The sequence below is a fragment of the Streptomyces sp. NPDC054872 genome, assembly GCF_053610705.1.
Genome location: NZ_JBSGYY010000005.1, coordinates 1 through 16,416, shown reverse-complemented (window position 1 = coordinate 16,416; position 16,416 = coordinate 1). Strand labels below are relative to the sequence as shown.

The following is a 16,416-nucleotide window of genomic DNA, read 5'->3' as shown; positions in this document are numbered from 1 at the left end:
CCGCCGCTACACACCGGAGCACAGGCCGCGCCGCCACCATCGCAGAGCTGACTTCGTCGCCACTCCCACCCACGTAGCTCCGGTGGTGACCTGATCGGTAGAGGGCGGCCCTGCCCCCCTCGTACGTGCGGGTATCACCCGGCGCGTGCGGCAGACTCCCGAATGCGCCCTGGCTGGGAGTGCCGGATGGGAGGAGACTGGATGACGGCGGAGGGCCGCTCCCCTGTGCAAGAGTGTCCCTAGATCACTCGGAGGTGAGCGGGGCATGCCCGATTTGGGTCGTGAGGAACAGGTGTCTGCCGCGTTCGTCGAACTGGCCGACACGCTGGTGCAGGATTTCGATGTGATCGCGTTTCTGCACCTGCTCACCGATCACTGCGTGGCCCTGCTGGATGTGGCGGCCGCAGGGGTCCTGCTGGCCACGCCGGAGGGGCACCTCGTGGATGCGGCAGCCTCCGATGAGCGCACCCGCCTGCTGGAGCTGGCAAGCATCGAGTGGGATGAGGGCCCCTGCCGCGACTGCTACCTGAGCAGGAAGGGGGTCGCCGACGTGCCGTTCGCCACGGACGAGGCCCTGGCCAGATGGCCGCGATTCGCGCCGCGTGCCCTTCAAGCGGGCTTCACGTCGGTGGTCGCCGCCCCGCTGCGACTGCACGATCAAGTGATCGGGGCCCTGAACCTCTTCCGTGACCGGCCGGGCCCGCTGGAGGAGCCCCAGGTACGCCTGGGGCAGGCGCTGGCCGACACCGCGACCATCGGTGTCCTGCAACAGCGGGCGGTGACGGAACAGATGGTGGTAAGTGCGCAACTGCAGACCGCTCTGGACAGCCGCATCATCATCGAGCAGGCCAAGGGCTATCTGGCGCACCGGCGCGGAACCGGCGTGGAGGAAGCCTTCAATGCGATGCGTGGTTACGCGCGCGCTCACCGTGTTCGCCTGACCGAGGTCGCGCGCCAGGTCCTGCGGGGCAAGGCCCACGCCTCGCTGCTCAACCCGCCGCCCCGGTGATGCGCAAGCCCATCGTCACCACGTGGTGGGCTGACGGCCCGTTCATCCGCACGACGCCCGGAAGGGGGCTACGGTGCCCCATCCGGTGATGATCGAATACCTGCGCGCCCTCAGCTCGCACACCGGGACGGGCGCGGCTCCCCTGCCGCTCGACGAGTGCGCCGAGATGCTCGGTCTTGAGGGCCTGGCCCTGCTGCTGAGCTCCGGCGGCAGGCGAGCGGAACTGGTGCAGTCCTGCGGTGAGCGCACCAGCGCCCTGGAGGATCTGCAGCAGGTCCAGGGCCAGGGGCCCAGCCTGGACGCCGCACAGTTCGGGAATCTGCTGCTGCTGCCCGATGTGTCCGACTCCCTCAGCTTCAGTGCGGAACGCTGGCCCGGTTTGCCCGGCGCCATCGAAGCACTCGGCATCCGCGCGGTGTTCTCCTTCCCCTTGCGTATCGGAGTCATCGCCCTCGGCGCCCTCACCGGCCACCGCGCCACTCCCGGCCCGATGAGCACCGCCCAGCTCACCGACGCGTTCGGCCTGGCCGACACCATCTCGCAGATCACCATCGCCACAGCCGCCCAGACCGACCTGCCGCACACTCCGCTGCTGGACGAGCCCGGCCTCCACTTCGCCGAGGTCCACCAGGCCACCGGCATGGTCGCCGCCCAGCTGGGCATCGGCGTCGATCACGCACTGATCCGCCTGCGGGGCTATGCCTTCAGCCACGACCTGCCCCTGCTGGAGGTGGCACGCGAGGTGCTTGCCCTGCGCCTGCGCCTGGACGCGAACGGAAACACCACCAGCCACTGAGCGCCGGTGGTGATCATCGCCGCCGCCCGGGTCCTCAGCACGGCGTTCCACGTCGGCTCCCGTACACCTCGTGCGTAGCCGCGTCGAAGAGCAGCGCCGTCTCGCTGATGCCCGGCATTGGAGGACTGCGGGGAACATCGCGGACCACCCTTGAACGGTCGGGCACGACACCGCGCAGCGGAACGAGCCCTGCGCGTGGGAACACCGATACACAGCCGGGCGCGGCCACGCCCCGGAGCCGGAGTGGGTCCTGGCGCACGGTGCGGAGCATGGCCTGTATGCCGGAGCCCGTCACAGGTCCAGCGTGAGCCGTCCCTCCTTGGCCCGCGACACGCACACCATGAGGGTGTCGTTACAGGCCCGCTCCTGTGCCGTGAGGACGCTGTCGCGGTGGTCGACCGCTCCGGCAAGGACCTCCGTCTCGCACGTTCCGCAGGTGCCCTCTGTGCAGGAGTAGAGAACCTCCACCCCGGCCCGCTGCAACGTGGCGAGGATGGTCTGGTCGGCCGGGACCGTCAACGTACGCCCGGACCGCGCCAGTTCGACCTCGAACGGCGCGTCCCCGCCTACGTCGGCCTGCGTCGGGGTGAAGCGTTCGGTGCGCAGGGCCTCGGGCGGCACCAGCGCCTCGACGGCGGCGAGCAGGGATTCCGGGCCGCAGGCGTAGACGAGTTCACCTGGCCGCAGAGAGGCCACGTACTCCGGCAGGTCGAGCGGCCCCTCGCACAGCCGGATCCGGTCGGCGGGATGCCTGGCTGTCAACTCGTCGGTGAAGGCCATCGATCGGCGTGCGCGGCCGCCGTAGTACAACGTCCACGCACCGGCGGCGGCGTCCAGCATCGGCAGGATCGGGGTGATGCCGATGCCGCCCGCCACGAACCGGTACGAGGGCGCCGGCTCGAGACGGAAGTGGTTGCGCGGCCCCCGGGCGAGCACCCGGCTTCCGGGCGCCAGCTGACCGTGTACATGGGCGGACCCGCCGCGGCTCTCCGGCTCCCGCAGCACGGCGATCCGCCAGACGCGGGCGTCGCCACCGCACAGCGAGTACTGCCGCTCGAGGTTGTCGGCCAGGACGAGGTCGACATGGGCTCCCGGCTCCCACGCGGGCAGCGGCGCGCTGTCGGGGCGGCTCAGGAACAGGGATACGACGTCGGCGGTTTCCTGGCGGCGTTCGGTCACGACGAGGTCGAGCAAATCGCTCACGGGGTGCGGTTCTCCTCGATGGCGGCGGGGCGGCTGGAGTGGTCGGGGTGGTCGGCGGGGTGGTCGGGGTGGGCGAGCATCCACTCCCACATGGCGACGGGATCCTGGCACGTGTGGCGCGCGCCGCAGTGGCAGGAGCCGTTGAGCAGGTCGGTGCCGGGCAGCCAGTCGACGCGGAAGACGTCGCCGCTCATCCCGCGGCCAGCTTGGCGAGGATGCGGCGGGCGGCCAGGCCCCCGGTGTCGATGTTGATGCTGAGCTCCTGGTAGCCGGCGGGCTCGGTGTTCAGGGAGCGCTGCAGCAGGTTGAGCGCGTCCACGTCCTGCATGACGACCGTGTGGTTGAAGTCCCGCAAGAAGGAGGTCACTTCGCGGTCGTCGACGGCGAAGTCGCGGGAGACCGCCCAGAAGTCGTAGACCTTGCCGGGCGCCGACGGCGTGATGGCGTATGTGATCTCTGTGCGGAACTGCGGTGCGTGGGCTCCGGCCGGGCTGATGCGACTGTGCAGCAGATACAGACAGGGTGCGTGGTACTCGATGTCCTGCAACCGCTGGATGCGGCCTTCGATCCCGGTGGAGCGGGCGTAGAAGGGCGGGCACTCGGCGTCGCTCATGTGTCGCGAGACCCGTACGATCCCGGCGGCCTCGTCGACTTCGGTGGTGATCGGCGTCTCGGCGACCTCGGGGGTGCCGATGTAGCCGCCGTGCAGGTATGTCTCGTGGGAGAGGTCCATCAGGTTGTCGACCAGGAGGCCATAGTCGGCGTCGATCGGTTCCATGCCCTGCACGGTCACCCAGCCGTCTTCGGCCAGGTGCGGGGCCCGCGGAATGGTGTCGGCGTCGGCGAGTTCCGGGTCACCGATCCACACCCATACCATCCCGTCGACCTCGGCGACCGGGTACGAACTCACCCTGGCCGTACGCGGAACGCGTTTCTGCCCCGGCACGTACACGCACGTCCCGGTCGTGTCGTAGGTGAACCCGTGGTACCCGCAGACCACCCGGTCGCCGTCAAGACCGCTTGCCGAGAGCGGGTAGCGGCGGTGCACGCAGCGGTCGGCGAGGACGACCGGTTCGCCCGCCTGCGTGCGGTAGAGGGCGAGTGGTTCGCCGAGGACGGTACGGCCGAGGAGTTCGCGGCCGACCTCGGAGGACCAAGCGGCGACGTACCACTGATCGCGGGCGAAAGCGGTGCGGTCGACACTGGTGGCAGACACACCGGAAGCAGCAGTTACTGCAGGCACAGTAGACATGGCAGGCGCCCTCCCGTCACTGCGCGGAGCACCGTTGCCCCGCGTCGTGGAACACAGTGGTGACCTGGGGCACACCGCCACAACGCGACTTCTGTCAGGCGGAAGTCGGGGGGCCGGGGGAGACGGGTTGCCAGCCCAGGGCACGCGAGATGCCGCGGCCGGCCAGTTGGACCGCCGGAATCAGCGCGGTTGTCCTTGCCGCCGCCACCGGTACGACGACCGAGACCGCGGCGACCACGTCTCCGCGCGGTCCGCGCACCGGTGCGGCCACCGACAGCGCGTCGTCAGTGATCTGGCGGTCGCTCACCGCGACCCCGCCGCGCCGCACGTCGGCCAGCATCCGGCGCAGCTGGAGCGAGTCGGTCACCGTGTACGGCGTGAACGAGGCCAAGGCATCGGTGGGGTATCGGTCCTGGAGGTCGAGGCCCCCGTGGGCGAGCAGGACGAGTCCGACGCCGGTGGCGTGCAGGGGCCAGCGCGCACCGACCTGCGAGTGCACGCCCACCGCGGAACGCCCGGAAAGCCGCTCGATGTAGACGACCTCAAGGCCGTCGCGCACAGCGAGATGGACGTTCTCGTGCGTCGCCTCGTACAGATCCTCCAGAAAGGGCAGTGCCGCTTGCCGCAGCCCGAGGCCGCGCGGGGCGAGCGCGGCGATCTCCCACAGGCGCAGTCCTACGTGATAGAGCCCGGCGTCGTCCCGTTCCAGGGCGCCCCACCGCGTCAGCGCGCCGACGAGCCGGTGCGCGGTGGCCAGCGGCAGGTCGGCGCGCTGCGCGAGCCGAGTGAGGGTCAGTGCGGGATGCGCCTGGTCGAAGGCGCCCAGGACGTCGAGGAGGCGGTCGGCGGCGGAACGGTTCATCGGACTGTCCTACCGCACCGGGTGGGACTCTCGCAGAACTCGCGTAGGTGGACATTGATGAGAGTCCATGGTTTCCTGAATTCAGGCTTCTGTGTACTGTCATGGGGTGCTGACTCTCGCCCATGACATCGAGGTGCTGGCCCGGTTCGGCCGCGCGCTCGCCGATCCGATCCGCTGCCGCATCCTGCTCGCCCTGCGTGACGCCCCCGCCTACCCGGCCGATCTCGCCGACGCTCTCGGCGTCTCCCGCACCCGGCTGTCGAACCACCTGGCGTGCCTGCGTGACTGCGGTCTGGTCGTTACGGTGCCCGATGGACGGCGGACCCTCTACGAACTGGCCGACGAACGTCTGGCTCACGCGCTGGACGATCTGCGCACCGCCGTGGTCGCCGTCGAGGCGGACAAGACCTGCCCGGACGCGGAGTCGAAGGGCTGCTGCTGAGATGACCGCGATATCCCTCGCGTCCAGCCCGGCCCGCCGTGACGCGCTCGCCAAGCGCATACGGCTGCTGGTCGCCGCGACGATCAGCTACAACGTCATCGAGGCGATCGTCGCCCTCGCCGCGGGGACCATCGCCTCCTCCACCGCGCTGATTGGCTTCGGCCTGGACTCGGTCATCGAGGTCTCATCGGCCGCGGCGGTCGCCTGGCAGTTCTCCGTCCCCGACCACGCCGTACGGGACGCCCGGGAGAAGACCGCGCTGCGGATCATCGCCGTCTCCTTCTTCGCACTCGCCGTGTACGTCGGCATCGACGCCGTCCGCGCGTTGACCGGCGCCGGGGAAGCCGACCGCTCGATCCCCGGCATCGTCATCGCCACCCTCTCGCTGGCGATCATGCCGTTCCTGTCTGCCGCCCAGCGCAGGGCCGGGCGGGAACTCGGTTCTGCCAGCGCGGTCGCGGACTCCAAGCAAACCCTGCTGTGCACCTACCTCTCCGCCGTGCTTCTGGTCGGCCTGGTCCTCAACGCGACCCTGGGCTGGTCGTGGGCCGACCCGATCGCCGCCCTGGTGATCGCCGTCATCGCGGTGAAGGAAGGCCGCGACGCCTGGCAGGGCAAGGGCTGCTGCGCGACCCCGGCCGCAATCGCCTCGGCGCCGTCCTCCGCCGGCGCCGAGGCGGACACGTGCGGCTGCCGCCCCGGCTGCGACTGCTGCAACTGACCGGCCTGTTGTGTGTGGAGCCGGGTCCCGACGGTCGTTGGGAGGTCCGGACGAACAGGGAGTGAGCGACCGGTGCCTTTGCCCGAAGACGGGCCCGTGCCATGGCGGACAGGTTCCGCGACCAGCGAGGATGCCCGTCATGGCCACCGACCAGAACATCGTTCTCGTGCCTTCCACGCACCCCGTGTCCCTGGTGTTCGGTGCCGGAGCAGCGATTGGCGTGCTGGGCGGGATGATCGGCCTGGGCGGCGCGGAGTTCCGTCTGCCGCTGCTCATCGGCCTGTTCGGGTTCGCCGCGCTCTCCGCGGTCATCCTGAACAAGGCGACGAGCCTGGTCGTGGTCCTGGTCGCGCTGCCTGCACGGCTAGCCGCGGTCCCCGCCTCCGCACTGGCCACGCACGGGGCGATCGCGGTCAACCTGCTGGCCGGGAGCCTGATTGGCGCCTGGGCCGGAGCGACGTGGGCGGTGCGGATGCGCAGCTCCACCCTCTACAAGGTGCTGGCCGCCCTGATGGTGCTCATGGCCGCGGCCCTGCTGGTCACCCACGTCACCACCGTGGGGACGCTGTCGCTGCCGTTGTGGGCGCAAGTGCCCCTGGGGGTGGTCGCCGGGTTCGGCATCGGGGTGGTCGCCGCGATCATGGGAGTGGCCGGCGGCGAGCTGCTGATCCCGACGATCGTGCTGCTGTTCGCCGTGGACATCAAAACAGCAGGGAGCCTGTCACTGCTGGTGTCGTTGCCGACCATGCTGGTCGCCTTCGCCCGCTACAGCCGGGACGGCAGCTTCGCGGTCCTGGGCGCCAACCGCCGCTTCACCCTGGTCATGGCCGCAGGCTCGAGCGCCGGCGCGGTGCTGGGCGGACTGCTGGTCGGCGTGTTCCCAGACCTGGTGCTCATCCCCGCGCTGGCCGTGATCCTGCTCATCTCCTCGGTCAAGCTCACCCGTCACGGCTGACGGGGCTTATGTCCGTCTTCGTCCTCGACGTTCTTGACGTTCTCGACAGAGTCCGCATCCCGGCGTGCCAGGACAGCCAGAACGGCTGTGAGGCGATCCCCGCCACGGCGGGATCGAAGTCCATGAACACGAGCCGGTACCGCTCCAGTCGGAATGGCGGCTACAACACCCCAGTGCGCTCACCACGCACGACTAGGTTCGCTGACCAGCACCGATTCCTACCGCCTGGCCGCCCATCCAACGCCCAGGCCGAAGCCGGCTGAGCCGCCCGACAGGCCCCGCTTCCGATCAACCCGGCTCTTCTTCTACCCTCAGACCAGGTGACGTTGGGCTCGGGCCCACACCACAGGCTCCCAGCCCTCGAGCCGTGACAGACGCGCACGCTTCACGAGACCGGCTGGAGCCGCATCGCCGACGGCGCAGCTCCAGCCGCCGCCCTCCCCGGCGGCCGGCAGGGCTTCCCGCAGCCCGGGCCGCCCGGAGGGCGCTCGGCGCGAGGACCCGATCGAAGGGGAGCCTCGGTCCCTCGCGCCGCGGCCGCCGCCGCAGTCCGCGCGGCGGCGGCCGCACACTCTCAGCCTCCCACCCCAGGCACGCCCTGTCCGCAAACCGGCGCACTCCCTTCCGGTCCACCCTCTCGAACCGGCCCCGGCATGCCTGCAACAGCCGCAGGCGCTCACCTCCACCAGATCGACGTCACCGCCACCACGACCGTTGCGACGGCCACTCCCGTCATCACAGCCCGCACCCGGCGATGGCCTGCCGTCAGTCGGCTCACCTGTCCTGCGGTCCAGGGACCGCACCGGCAGTGGTCCCACGACTTGTGCACCGAACTCTCCAGCCAGTACGGGCCCGCCAACTCAGCGAGCACCACACCGGGTTGACCCCTCCGGTGTGGGACGCGGGGGCATAAGGCGGTTGAAACCGACTGCCAGCCCCTCCAAGGTGTCAGCGAAGTCCCGGCTCGTCGCATACACCTTGCCCTCGTGGAGCCATTCTGTGCGGCTGACCGGCCTGCTGAGCACAGTCTCGAACCAGGCCGCGGACCGCTCGGCGAGCTCCTCCACCGGCCCGGTCGCATGGAAGTAGCCGCGCTCGGATGTCTCGTGCAGGTTGAAGAGCTGATCGCTGACCTTGCCGGCCCGGACGTGGGTGCCGTAGAAGTGGACGGCCCATTCGCCGAGCACAACGGGCCACTCATGGTCGATCAGAGAGACGTAGACCAGCAGCGACGAGTCGTCTTCGGGACGACAGACGTTGCTGTGGGCCGACAGGACGCGCCAGGAACTGGCCCGGGCCTGCAGGGCCGCGACGAAAGCGAATTCGTCTGCGTCGAAGTCCCAGGGCTCTTCGTCGTACTCGTGCGGGTCCTCGGCCACGAACCACCGGTTGTCGTCCACGGGGCGACTCTAGAGCCCCACCACACAAGTTGTGCCGGAGCCCGTTCAGACCTCCATAACCAGGCCGGGGCGACGGTTGCCTGAACTCAAGCGAACCCGGTGCATTGAGCGGCAACTGATAGTCGAACCGAGGAGCCGCACCTGGAGGGGCGGGCCTTTTCTACCGTTTCGGCCGGGCGGTTGTCCGGTTTCCGGGCGGTGGAATGCCCCGCTCCCATGGGTGAGGCAGGGGGCATGTTCTGGGGGCGGCGACTTTTTCAAGTGTGGACAGTCTCAGGCCCGGTTCGAAAGGGCGCCGGGCATGGGCGGGAGGCATGTGCCGTAGCTGGTCCTCTGGTGTCCGGGGCGTCTGGTGCGGGCGTCCGCTGACCGGCACATGACCGGGGGTGGGTTGGCCGGTAGCGGACCTGGGGGAAGGGGGGCCTCGGTGCTGAGGTGAGGGCCTGGCGTCGTGTGCTTGAAGCCGCGACCTTTTCAGAGAGGGGTCGCTCATGGCGTTCCTCAGGCACAAGTCCACGGGGTTCCGCTGCGCGGTGGCGTGCCCGACCGCCGAGGGGTGGTCCGCGATGTTCCTGCGGCCGGGCAGTGCCGCCGCTATCAGCGAGACGGCTCTGCTCTTCGACAACACGCCGACGCACGAGGTGTACGGGAGCCAGTTCGCCGCCCTGGCGCAGTACGAGTACCAGGACTTCAAGCTGTATCCGGAGGCCGTGCTGCAGCTGCCCGCGCACACGGACGGCTCGGCGCAGTATCTGTTCATCACCGGCTCTGACAGCCTGCGCTACCGCGTGGGCACCGGCGTGCTGGAGCGCAAAGCGCTGGCGATGCGCTCCTGGCTGCCCGCCGAGTGGCAGAACAACGTCGATGCTCTGCTGCAGGCGCCCAACTCCGCGGCCAATGAGTGGCGTACGTATGTGTTCAAGGGCAGCCGTGTCCTCACCTACAACTGGGGCAAGGATTCCGTCGCGGTGGAGCGCAACGCGCTGATCACCGAGGGCCCCGACGCGGACGCTGCGGGGTGGGCCCAGCTCCCGGCCGACTTCCGCTACGACCTCGATCACGTGCTCGCGCTGCCGCCCGCCGCCGGCGTACGGCGCTCGCTGCTGGTCAAGAAGGACAAGGGGGTCATCCTCAACTGGCGTACCGGCGTGGAGAAGTCGGGCGTGCTCACGTCGCTGAGCGCGGGCCTGGGCAAGCTTCCCGCGCGCTGCGCACAGCAGTACCTCCCGGTGTCGGGGACCTACCGGGTCACCAGCGCCGGCCAGACCATCGAAGCACGCATCGACGTCGACGGGGTCGGCACGCTGTCCACCATCAGCGGCGACCTGTTCACAGTGGCGGGCCAGAGCACGACCTACGCCCACTCCTTCCGCTCCACCAGTGTGGAGGTGAAGTGGACCCCGGACTACATGGTGATCACGGGCAAGGGGCTCACCTGGGGGAGCACGCCGCCCTACAACGCAACCATCGTCCAGCTCCTGATCGACCTGACTGCGGCGGGTCAGGCACTGCGGCCGATCTCATGGCTGTACCTGGAGGACGAGGCAGGCTACTACGCCAACTGGTACACCCTGCCCAAGACGTCCACGTACTTCCGCACGGTGGACTACGAGGTCGACGTCGCGACCGGTGAGAGTGAGATAGTCAGCTACGACACCACCAAGGCCACCACCCCGCCCGGGTTCGTCGACCGGGTACTGACCGTGCCCTCCGCCTACGCCGAGGCGGGCGTGGAACTGCGCACCACCGGCGGCCGCAACGTCATCTCCACCCCCGCGACCGCAACCGACCTGCAGTGGTCCAAAGCCGAACTGCACGCCGCGATGGTGGCCAACTTCAGCGGCTACCGCGACGTCCCGCAGTGGAAGGTATGGACGCTGGTCGCAAACGACTACGCAGACAAACCGGGCATCGCCGGAACCATGTTCGACAGCATCGGCCTGCAACGCCAGGGTATGGCGGTCTTCACGAAGGCCGCCAGCGTCGGCACCAATGACGATCTGCACACCTACGTGCACGAACTCGGGCACGCCTTCAACCTGCTGCACTCCTTCGGCAAGGACGGCGCGGACCCGCCCCAGCCGCTGGGCCCGCGCGCCGGGTACGGCGACCTGTCGTGGATGTCCTACCCGCACCTGTACCAGGGCGATCCCAGCGTCGCCGGAGACAAGGGCACCGCCGCGTTCTGGCGCGCCTTCCCGTTCCGCTTCACCGACGACGAGGTCCGCCACCTGCGCCACGGCTTCTACCGCGACGTCATCCTGGGCGGCAGCAACTTCACGGCCGGCGCCGCCAAGGACCACTCGGCCCTGGAACTGGTCGCTCAGCCGCTCATCGACAACTCCGGCCTCGCCCTGGAGGTGGAAGGGCAGGCCGCCTTCGCCTACGGCGAGCCGGTCGTCGCCCAGCTCAAGCTCTCGCGCACCGGCAGCCACGGCGACGTCGCCGTCCTGCCAGACCTGGGTCCTGCGGCGGGCCACGTGACCGTGGCGATCACCGACTCCTACGGCCACAGCCGCCTGTTCCAACCCCTCACCCGCGAATGCGGCAGCCACGACACCACCACCCTCACCGCCGACGCACCCGCCCTCTACACCAGCCTTTACCTCGGCTACGGCGCCGACGGGCTCTACTTCAGCGAACCCGGCCTGTACAAGGTGAGCGCCGTCTACCAGGGGCCCGACGGCTCCCGTGTGGCCTCCGCCCCGCGCACGATCCGGGTCCGCGCGCCGCTGGCCGCTGCCGACCAGCACATCGGCGAACTTCTGCTCGGCGACGACCAGGGGCATCTGCTCGCCTTCCTCGGCTCCGACGCCCCCCAGCTGCAGGCCGGCAACGACGCCCTGCAAGAGGTCATCGAACGCTACAGCGACCACCCGCTGGCCGCCCACGCCCGCCTGGCCCGCGGTGCCAACGCCGGCCGCCACTTCCAGCACATCCAAGACGGCCGCCTCACCGTCCGCGAACCCGACATCAAGGAAAGCGTCCAGCAGCTCAGCGCCGCCATCAACGCCTCCACCGGAGATGAGGGACTGGACAACATCACCCTCAACGGTGCGATGCGCCGCCTCGCCAAGGTCCACGCCAAGGACGGCAACCTCGCCGAAGCCGACGCCGTCCTGGACAAGATGGTCACCACCTTCCGCGGCAAGCACCTGCCCGCCGCCGTCCAGAAGACCATCCAGGCCCAGGCCGAAGAAACCCGCACCACCCTCCACCACGGCAAGCCCAAGACCGCCGGACGCAAGAAGAAGTAGCCCCGTACCGTGCCGGTCGTCCGGGGCTGGGCCCGGATGACCGGCACAGCCGTGCCCGGGACATCCGAGGCGCAGTCCTCGTTGTCCGCGTAGCACCTCGTCAACCAGAGCCCGCTGATCGTGACCTACCACGCTCTCTTATCGGGACCTACAGGGCATCGACGGCTGGTTCGTACCGTCTGGGCGGAACACTCCTGGCCGATGCCCTGATGCCCTGATGCCCTGCGCCGGGCGCTCACCGCAGTGCCAGGGATTTACGGGTTGGCTGTGGCCGAACCGTAGCGGTACTCGGAAGCGATGTTGCCGTTCGTGTCACGCAGCTTGGCGGCGTCACCGCGGTCGTTCCAGATCGGCCGTCCGCTGCCGTAGGTGTAGCCGCCCCACTCGGCGTGGATCTGGTTGGTGTAGATCCGTATGCGTTGGCCGGGCAGGAGGACGGTCCCCGGCGGGAAGGTGAAGTCCTGCCCCGCGTCGTCGGCGCCGAGAACCCAGCCGGAGATGTCGGCCGGGGCGGTTCCCCGGTTGACGACCTCCACGAACTCGTCGGCCTGTGTGCGCTTGACGTCACCTTTGAAACGCACCGTGGTGATGTGCACATCAGGCTGACCGGTGCGCGCGAGGACCGCGACCAGGTCGGCGTTGTTGGCGGCGTTCTCCGGGCTGAGGAAGCGGGTGACGATCTGGCCGCCCTGCTTGAACCCGGTGATCACCACGGCGTATTCGGTGTTGTCGATCGTGACCGTCTCGGGGGAGACCCGTGTGGGCAGATCGACGATGTCCTCGGGGTTCGGCCCGACGTTCGGTGTCTCGTTGTGCTGGAAGCGGAAGCTGAAGTCGTGCGTCACCTGGTCTTCGAACACGACGTGGGCCGTGAGGTCGACCCAGAACTGGCTCTGCGGCATGGCCTGGATCGGGAAGTTCTGGTGAGTGATCGTCCCGAGCGTGAACTCGGTGCCGTCGAGCAGCACGTCGACCGTGCCCCCGGAGAACATGTACCCGCTCTTGCCCGACCCCGCAGGGACGCCCCACTTGACGTTGTCGGTGGTGAGACCTTCGAGTCCGGGCGGGCTGACGCTGATGGCGGTCCAGATGCCTGATGTGTCGACTTTGGACATGCTCCCATCCCCTCTTCTCCGTCTGCTTGGGCCCGACCGGGGGTCGGGCAGCATGAAGCTAGCCGCCACAACAACCCGATGTAAGAGAGATTCCATGCCTATCTGAGGAGTTATCGGAAATGGCCAAATTGTGCACGGGCGGGGAGGAGACGAACGGATGCGGGAGAGCAGCGGAGTCCGGCCGTCGCGGCTTGGGCAACCAAGAACATCCTGGGTGACCGCTTCCACCAGTTCCTGCGACGGAGAGACGGGGGACGACAGCGCCTGAGTACGCGTACTCACGCCGGCTGGGTTGCCCGGCCCTGTCGCGGCCGATCCCCGGTCCCCATGATGCAACGGTCCCCACTCTGCGTCGAAAGAGGTGCTCATGGGCCGTGACCTGCAGCTGCGCGCTGCTACTCCGGAGGATCTTGAGTGGATCCACGAATTGCGTCACCGGGTCTACGCACAGGAGTTGGGCCAACATGTGCCGGATCCGACCGGCTCGCTGCGCGACAGTCTTGACGGCGACAACATCTACCTGGTCGCGGCGCGTGGAACGGCCCGAATCGGCTTTGTCAGCCTGACTCCGCCCTGGTTGGGCCGGTACGCGCTGGAGAAGTACCTGACCCGTGACGAGCTGCCGCTGCTGACCGAGGACGATCTGTTCGAGGTACGCATCCTCACCGTTGAACCGCGCTGGCGGACCACCGCGGCGGCACCGCTGCTGATGTACGGGGCGTTGCGCTGGATCGCCGCCCGTGGAGGTCGCAGGGTGGTGGCGATGGGGCGCACCGAGCTGCTCCACATGTACCTGGCCGTCGGTCTGCGGCCCGTCGGCCGGACCGTCCGTAGCGGTGCGTTGACGTTCGAGGTCCTGACGGGCAGCGTGAGCGAGCTGACGAAGGTCACGATGGACCGTCACCGCACCACGTTGGCGCGTCTGGGGGCCGAAGTGGACTGGCGGCTGGACGCCGCCTTCGCGCCCCGGCCGGACGGTTGCGAACACGGCGGTGCCTCGTTCAGTGCCATTGGTGCGGACTTCCGTAGCCTGCACCGCCGCCATCAGGTGGTCGCAGCCGACGTGTTGGACGCCTGGTTTCCGCCGGCCCCCGGGGTGCGGGCAGCGCTCACGGAGGATCCGGCGTGGGCCGCCCGAACCTCGCCGCCCACCGGCGCAGAGGGGCTGCTGGCGGAAATCGCCACGGCCCGGGCGCTGCCGGAAAAGACACTCGCCGTCGGCGCCGGTTCATCCGACTTGATTTTCAGAGCGTTTGGCCAGTGGCTGACCCCGGCGAGCAGGGTGCTTCTGGCTGACCCGGGATACGGCGAGTATGCGCACGTCACGGAGAAGGTGATCGGATGTCAGGTGGACCGGTTCCGGTTGCGTCGTGAAGACGGCTGGCGGATCGATCCGGCCCGGCTGTCCGCTGCCGTCGGGTCCGGCCGCTACGACCTCGTGGTCGTGGTCAACCCGAACAACCCGACCGGACGCCACATGCCGGCCGCCGAGTTGCGCTCGGTGATCGCTGCCGCGCCGGCCCGAACCCGCTGGTGGATCGACGAGGCGTACCTGGGCTATGTCGATCTGACCGAGTCGCTCGCCGGCCTCGCCGCGACGGACCCACGGGTGGTGGTCTGCAGCTCATTGTCCAAGATGTACGGCCTGTCCGGCCTGCGGGCGGCGTACATGGTGGCCGAGCCGACTACCGCTGCGCAGCTACGGCGGTGGACACCACCCTGGCCGGTCAGTCTTCCGGCACAGCTGGCCGCGGTGGCGGCGCTGCGCGATCCGGCGTACTACAGCGACTGCTGGCATCAAACCCACGCGCTGCGCGGGCAACTGGCCGCCGACCTGGCCGCTCTGCACGAGTCCGTGGTGGTCGAGGAGGCGGTGGCGAACTTCCTCACTCTGACCCTGCCGTCGGGCGGGCCGAGTGCCGCACAACTGGTGGACGAATGCCGTCGCCGTGACGTATACCTGCGCGACTTGTCGCCCTTGTCGTCGGAGTACCAGGGGCGCACCGTGCGCATAGCGGTCAAGGGCATGGCCGAGAATGCGCGCATCGTGGCAGCCTGTCAGGCCGCCCTGCACGCACTGCGGCCGCGTTCGGCCTCGCTCGTGTCCATGGCCGAGAGCGTTCCCGCCACCGGATCCGCTCGGTGATCACCGTGGCCTCCCTGGCGCCCCACCTTGGCGGGGCGTTGGCACTGGGCGGCCTTGTGGTGGCGGTGTCCCGGCGTCGTGAGCTGCTGATCAGGTGGTGTGCGTGGGCGGTCGGGGTGCCCCTGGTCACCGGGGCCTTCTGGTTGGGCCGCCCGGGCGCCGCGGCTCTGGCCATCGTGGTCGGGGTGATCGCGGTGCTGGAGTTCGGCGGGCTGATGAAGCTGGGTCGGGTGGACCGGGCGGTGCTGGCCGCGGCCGTGGCAGGTGTGGTGCTTGTGGCCTGGCTGGCGCCCGGTCAGGAGCTCCGCGCGTTCGCGCTCGGGGCGCTCGGGGTGGCCGCGGTGCCGCTTCTGGCCGGCGACGCGGAACATGGCCTGCGTCGGCTCGGCGCCGGCCTGCTGGGGCTGTCCTGGCTGAGTGTGCTGGCCGCGCTGGTACTGCTCGGGGCGAGCGCGCTCGCGTTGTTCGTGGCGGTCTCGATCGCCGACATCGTGGCGTACTTCGCCGGCCAACGGCTTGGCGGGCCGCGGTTGTCACCACTGTCGCCGGCCAAGCGGTGGAGCGGAACCCTGGCAGGGGCCGCCGCCGGCCTTGGTGTGCTTGCCGTCCTTTCAGCCCTGAGTTGGCCGATGGCGGTGGCGGTGGCTGTCGGGGGCCCGGTCGGCGACCTTCTCGAGTCCATGATCAAAAGAGGTGCGGAGGCCAAGGACGCAGGCCGCTGGCTGCCCGGTTCCGGCGGCCTGTTGGATCGGATCGATTCCCTGCTCATCGCGCTGGCCGTCCTGCTTGTCCTGCGCTGGCCCGAGGAACCTCTGGAGAGATCGTTCCGTATCTGTCGGCATGAGGCAGGGAAGCAGCGCGTGCATGGGCGGCCGGAAGCAGGGCACTCGGAAGAGGCAGCAGGACAGAGTCCACCCGACATGGACCACGCGATATGCCGGGCCTTCACCGGAGCCGGGTTACGCAGAGGGTGTTGCGAACCTGACGAGGTGAGGACTGCACGCCCTGAAGAGACTTGCAGATCGGAACCCAAATGATTGTTCTCGGTGTCATTCTGCTCCTCATCGGCCTGCTGGTCGGCATCTCCTTGCTGACGACCGTCGGGGGTGTACTCATCGTGGTCGGCGCGGTCCTGTGGGTGCTCGGCACGACCGGGCGCAAGGTCGGCGGGCGCAAGCACTACTTCTGAGGAGCTTCCTCCCACGCCAGGGTCGGGGGGGGGGGCCCCCCGCGCCCGCCCCCGCCCCCCCCCCCCCCC

At 69.3% G+C, this 16,416-nt stretch carries 14 protein-coding genes and 1 pseudogene; 9 read left to right on the top strand and 6 right to left on the bottom strand.

What is annotated here, in order from left to right:
* Positions 1-265 precede the first annotated feature (265 nt).
* On the top strand, positions 266-1,009 hold the full coding sequence (locus ACWGIH_RS07485) for a GAF and ANTAR domain-containing protein (RefSeq protein ID WP_453451830.1): 744 nt from the start codon (positions 266-268) through the stop codon (positions 1,007-1,009).
* 73 nt (positions 1,010-1,082) lie between these two features.
* Complete coding sequence (locus ACWGIH_RS07480; protein WP_453451831.1) at positions 1,083-1,805, top strand: ANTAR domain-containing protein; 723 nt, start codon at positions 1,083-1,085, stop codon at positions 1,803-1,805.
* Between the two features lie 291 nt (positions 1,806-2,096).
* Here ACWGIH_RS07480 and ACWGIH_RS07475 read toward each other — a convergent pair whose 3' ends face one another.
* The 4 genes from ACWGIH_RS07475 to ACWGIH_RS07460 form a co-directional block, all read right to left on the bottom strand.
* The gene (locus ACWGIH_RS07475; RefSeq protein WP_453451832.1) at positions 2,097-3,008 is read right to left on the bottom strand and encodes a PDR/VanB family oxidoreductase; all 912 of its coding nucleotides are present in this window, start codon (positions 3,006-3,008) and stop codon (positions 2,097-2,099) included.
* A complete protein-coding gene (locus ACWGIH_RS07470; protein WP_453451833.1) occupies positions 3,005-3,202 on the bottom strand; it encodes a hypothetical protein in 198 nt (65 codons plus the stop codon). The genes ACWGIH_RS07475 and ACWGIH_RS07470 overlap by 4 nt, the downstream gene beginning before the upstream one ends.
* Positions 3,199-4,224 (bottom strand): aromatic ring-hydroxylating dioxygenase subunit alpha, encoded by a 1,026-nt coding sequence (locus ACWGIH_RS07465; RefSeq protein ID WP_453451834.1) that lies wholly within the window; start codon positions 4,222-4,224, stop codon positions 3,199-3,201. The genes ACWGIH_RS07470 and ACWGIH_RS07465 overlap by 4 nt, the downstream gene beginning before the upstream one ends.
* A 130-nt stretch (positions 4,225-4,354) precedes the next feature.
* Entirely contained in the window at positions 4,355-5,122 is a 768-nt protein-coding gene (locus ACWGIH_RS07460; RefSeq protein ID WP_453451835.1) for an IclR family transcriptional regulator, read from the bottom strand.
* Between the two features lie 106 nt (positions 5,123-5,228).
* Here ACWGIH_RS07460 and ACWGIH_RS07455 point away from each other — a divergent pair, with 106 nt between their 5' ends.
* The 3 genes from ACWGIH_RS07455 to ACWGIH_RS07445 all read left to right on the top strand — a co-directional run bounded on the left by ACWGIH_RS07455 (position 5,229) and on the right by ACWGIH_RS07445 (position 7,240).
* Positions 5,229-5,564, top strand: coding sequence for an ArsR/SmtB family transcription factor (locus tag ACWGIH_RS07455; protein WP_453451836.1), 336 nt, complete (start codon positions 5,229-5,231; stop codon positions 5,562-5,564).
* Position 5,565: 1 nt separating this feature from the next.
* On the top strand, positions 5,566-6,285 hold the full coding sequence (locus ACWGIH_RS07450; RefSeq protein WP_453451837.1) for a cation transporter: 720 nt from the start codon (positions 5,566-5,568) through the stop codon (positions 6,283-6,285).
* A gap of 139 nt (positions 6,286-6,424) precedes the next feature.
* A complete protein-coding gene (locus ACWGIH_RS07445; RefSeq protein WP_453451838.1) occupies positions 6,425-7,240 on the top strand; it encodes a sulfite exporter TauE/SafE family protein in 816 nt (271 codons plus the stop codon).
* 860 nt (positions 7,241-8,100) lie between these two features.
* Here ACWGIH_RS07445 and ACWGIH_RS07440 read toward each other — a convergent pair.
* Positions 8,101-8,640: a hypothetical protein gene (locus ACWGIH_RS07440; RefSeq protein WP_453451839.1), complete on the bottom strand. Its 540-nt coding sequence runs from the start codon at positions 8,638-8,640 to the stop codon at positions 8,101-8,103.
* A gap of 491 nt (positions 8,641-9,131) precedes the next feature.
* Here ACWGIH_RS07440 and ACWGIH_RS07435 point away from each other — a divergent pair, with 491 nt between their 5' ends.
* Positions 9,132-11,897: a hypothetical protein gene (locus ACWGIH_RS07435; RefSeq protein ID WP_453451840.1), complete on the top strand. Its 2,766-nt coding sequence runs from the start codon at positions 9,132-9,134 to the stop codon at positions 11,895-11,897.
* 254 nt (positions 11,898-12,151) lie between these two features.
* Here the strand turns inward: ACWGIH_RS07435 and ACWGIH_RS07430 are convergent, their stop codons facing one another.
* On the bottom strand, positions 12,152-13,012 hold the full coding sequence (locus tag ACWGIH_RS07430; RefSeq protein WP_453451841.1) for a choice-of-anchor K domain-containing protein: 861 nt from the start codon (positions 13,010-13,012) through the stop codon (positions 12,152-12,154).
* A gap of 367 nt (positions 13,013-13,379) precedes the next feature.
* Here ACWGIH_RS07430 and ACWGIH_RS07425 point away from each other — a divergent pair, with 367 nt between their 5' ends.
* The 3 genes and pseudogenes from ACWGIH_RS07425 to ACWGIH_RS07415 all read left to right on the top strand — a co-directional run bounded on the left by ACWGIH_RS07425 (position 13,380) and on the right by ACWGIH_RS07415 (position 16,347).
* Positions 13,380-15,158, top strand: a complete 1,779-nt coding sequence (locus tag ACWGIH_RS07425) for an aminotransferase class I/II-fold pyridoxal phosphate-dependent enzyme (RefSeq protein WP_453451842.1) — start codon at positions 13,380-13,382, stop codon at positions 15,156-15,158.
* A pseudogene (locus tag ACWGIH_RS07420) lies at positions 15,155-15,955 on the top strand (phosphatidate cytidylyltransferase); the annotation flags it as partial. The gene ACWGIH_RS07425 and the pseudogene ACWGIH_RS07420, both read left to right, overlap by 4 nt.
* 236 nt (positions 15,956-16,191) lie before the next feature.
* Entirely contained in the window at positions 16,192-16,347 is a 156-nt protein-coding gene (locus ACWGIH_RS07415; protein ID WP_453451843.1) for a hypothetical protein, read from the top strand.
* Positions 16,348-16,416 lie beyond the last annotated feature (69 nt).

Excerpts from the sequence above, each read along its gene's own strand:
- ACWGIH_RS07485 (WP_453451830.1), top strand. The coding sequence starts at position 266 with ATGCCCGATTTGGGTCGTGAGGAACAGGTGTCTGCCGCGTTCGTCGAA.
- ACWGIH_RS07470 (WP_453451833.1), bottom strand. The coding sequence starts at position 3,202 with ATGAGCGGCGACGTCTTCCGCGTCGACTGGCTGCCCGGCACCGACCTG.
- ACWGIH_RS07460 (WP_453451835.1), bottom strand. The coding sequence starts at position 5,122 with ATGAACCGTTCCGCCGCCGACCGCCTCCTCGACGTCCTGGGCGCCTTC.
- ACWGIH_RS07450 (WP_453451837.1), top strand. The coding sequence starts at position 5,566 with ATGACCGCGATATCCCTCGCGTCCAGCCCGGCCCGCCGTGACGCGCTC.
- ACWGIH_RS07445 (WP_453451838.1), top strand. The coding sequence starts at position 6,425 with ATGGCCACCGACCAGAACATCGTTCTCGTGCCTTCCACGCACCCCGTG.
- ACWGIH_RS07435 (WP_453451840.1), top strand. The coding sequence starts at position 9,132 with ATGGCGTTCCTCAGGCACAAGTCCACGGGGTTCCGCTGCGCGGTGGCG.
- ACWGIH_RS07430 (WP_453451841.1), bottom strand. The coding sequence starts at position 13,012 with ATGTCCAAAGTCGACACATCAGGCATCTGGACCGCCATCAGCGTCAGC.
- ACWGIH_RS07425 (WP_453451842.1), top strand. The coding sequence starts at position 13,380 with ATGGGCCGTGACCTGCAGCTGCGCGCTGCTACTCCGGAGGATCTTGAG.
- ACWGIH_RS07415 (WP_453451843.1), top strand. The coding sequence starts at position 16,192 with ATGATTGTTCTCGGTGTCATTCTGCTCCTCATCGGCCTGCTGGTCGGC.